Annotated in this window: 2 protein-coding genes; one reads left to right on the top strand and one right to left on the bottom strand. The window is 71.2% G+C overall.

The window, feature by feature from the left end; all coding sequences use genetic code 11:
• Nucleotides 1-41: 41 nt before the first annotated feature.
• Nucleotides 42-839, bottom strand: a complete 798-nt coding sequence (locus MEICH_RS0113525; RefSeq protein ID WP_027893083.1) for a class I SAM-dependent methyltransferase — start codon at nucleotides 837-839, stop codon at nucleotides 42-44.
• A gap of 93 nt (nucleotides 840-932) precedes the next feature.
• Here MEICH_RS0113525 and asnS point away from each other — a divergent pair.
• Nucleotides 933-2,138 (top strand): asparagine--tRNA ligase (gene asnS / locus MEICH_RS0113520; RefSeq protein ID WP_027893082.1); only part of this gene is annotated, 1,206 nt, incomplete at its 3' end.

Here is a 2,138-nt window from a genome sequence, read left to right as displayed (position 1 = left end):
CTGGAGGGCAGGCCGGGCGGCGGGGCCTGAGCCGGGCCGCCCTAGCCGACGATTCCCCGCACGGCCCAGGCCCGGGCCTTCAGCGCGATCGAACCGTCGTCCGCGGTCGGGAGGCGCTCGCGGAGGTGGTCGCGCAGGCGGGCTCGGGCGTCCTCCTCGAGCGAGGCCACGTAGCCGGGGGCGGGCCCCTGCCCGCCCAGGAAAGGCCCCCAGTAGTCCTCGAAGCTGGCGAAGGGGGTGGGCACCTCGAGGGCGGTCCCCTGCACCTCCAGCAGCCCGGCCCCGGCGAAGAGGGCGGCGAGGGCGTCGGGGGCGCACAGCGGGAAACGCACGGCCTCGTCCAGGCGCGCGGCAGCCGGGTCCAGCGCCACGGCCGAGTCCCAGAACGAGCGGATGGGTTCCATGCCCTCGGCGTAATCCCACACGTAGGCCCCCACGGTGCCGTCGGGGGCGGTCACCCGTACCATCTCGGCCAGCGCAGCGGACAGGTCAGGGATGAAGTTGAGGACCAGCCCGGACACCACCGCGTCCACCGACTCGTCGGCCAGGGGGATGTCGGCCCCGCTGCCGGGGTAGAGCTCGACCCGCCCGGCCAGGCGTCCCCGCGCGGCCTCGAGGAAGCCCTCCGACGGCTCGACCCCGACGACCGCCGCGGGCGAATAGCCCTCCAGGATGGCCGCGCAGAGTGCGCCCGTGCCGCACCCCACGTCCAGCCAGCGCTTGTGGGCGGGAACGCGCAGCCAGGCGAGGAACAGGGGCGCGACCCTGCGGCTCCACCGGCCCACGTACCGCTCGTAGGGGTCGCCCTGCTCCCAGGTGTCCGGCGTAAGGTGAGGCATGGGTTGTTCCTCCTTCCGACCATGATAGGCCGACCCGGCCCCCCCGGGGCCCAGGCCGTGCACGGCCGCCGCGGGGCCGGGTAGAATCCCCTGGTGCAACGAGCCTTTATCGAAGAGATCAGCAAGCACGAAGGACAGGAAGTGCTCATCCGCGGCTGGGTCACGGGCCGCCGCAGCAAGGGCAAGATCCACTTCCTCACCCTGCGCGACGGCACCGGTTTCATCCAGGCCACCGTGTTCAAGGGCGAACTCCCCGACGAGCAGTTCGAGCAGGCCGACCACCTCCCCCAGGAGGCGGCCCTCGAGGTGACGGGGCTGGTGCGGGCCGACCCCCGCGCGCCGGGCGGCTACGAGCTGGGCGTGAAGGGCCTCAAGGTCATCAGCCTGCCCAGCGGGGAGTACCCCATCACGCCCAAGGAGCACGGCGTGGACTTCCTGATGGACCACCGCCACCTGCACATGCGCCACCGCCGGGCCTGGGCGGTGCTGCGGGTGCGCGACGAGCTCGAGCGCGCCATCCACGACTTCTTCCACGCGCGGGGCTTCGTGCGCCTGGACTCCCCCATCCTCACCCCCAACGCCGTCGAGGGCACCACCGACCTCTTCGAGGTCGACCTCTTCGACGGGGAGAAGGCCTACCTCTCGCAGTCGGGGCAGCTCTACGCCGAGGCCGGGGCCATGGCCTTCGGCAAGGTCTACACCTTCGGCCCCACCTTCCGCGCCGAGCGCTCCAAGACCCGCCGCCACCTGCTGGAGTTCTGGATGATCGAGCCCGAGGTGGCCTTCATGACCCACGAGGAGAACATGCAGCTCCAGGAGGACCTGGTGGCCTACCTGGTGGGGCGGGTGCTGGAGGAGAAGAAGCTCGAGCTGCAGATGCTCGAGCGCGACACCACCGTGCTGGAGACCACCGCGCAGGGCAATTACCCCCGCATCCACTACACCAAGGCGGTGGAGATGGTGAACCAGATCGCCCAGGAGCAGCCCGAGCAGGGGCTCGTCCCCATGCAGTGGGGCGACGACTTCGGCGCCCCCCACGAGGCCGCCCTCACCAGCCGCTTCGACCGGCCCATCTTCGTCGAGAAGTACCCGGCGGCAGTGAAGGCCTTCTACATGCAGCCCGACGACGAGGACCCCCGGCTGGTCAAGAACGCCGACATGCTGGCTCCCGAGGGCGTGGGCGAGATCATCGGCGGCAGCCAGCGCATCCACGACCCCGAGCTATTGCTGCGGAAGATCCGGGAGCACGGCCTGCCCGAGGGGGTCTTCGACTGGTACATGGACCTGCGCCTCTTCGGC

This window comes from Calidithermus chliarophilus DSM 9957 (genome assembly GCF_000430045.1).
Classification (GTDB): Bacteria; Deinococcota; Deinococci; order Deinococcales; family Thermaceae; genus Calidithermus; species Calidithermus chliarophilus.
This window is presented reverse-complemented; position numbering and strand designations above follow the sequence as displayed.

Excerpts from the sequence above, each read along its gene's own strand:
- MEICH_RS0113525 (WP_027893083.1), bottom strand. The coding sequence starts at position 839 with ATGCCTCACCTTACGCCGGACACCTGGGAGCAGGGCGACCCCTACGAG.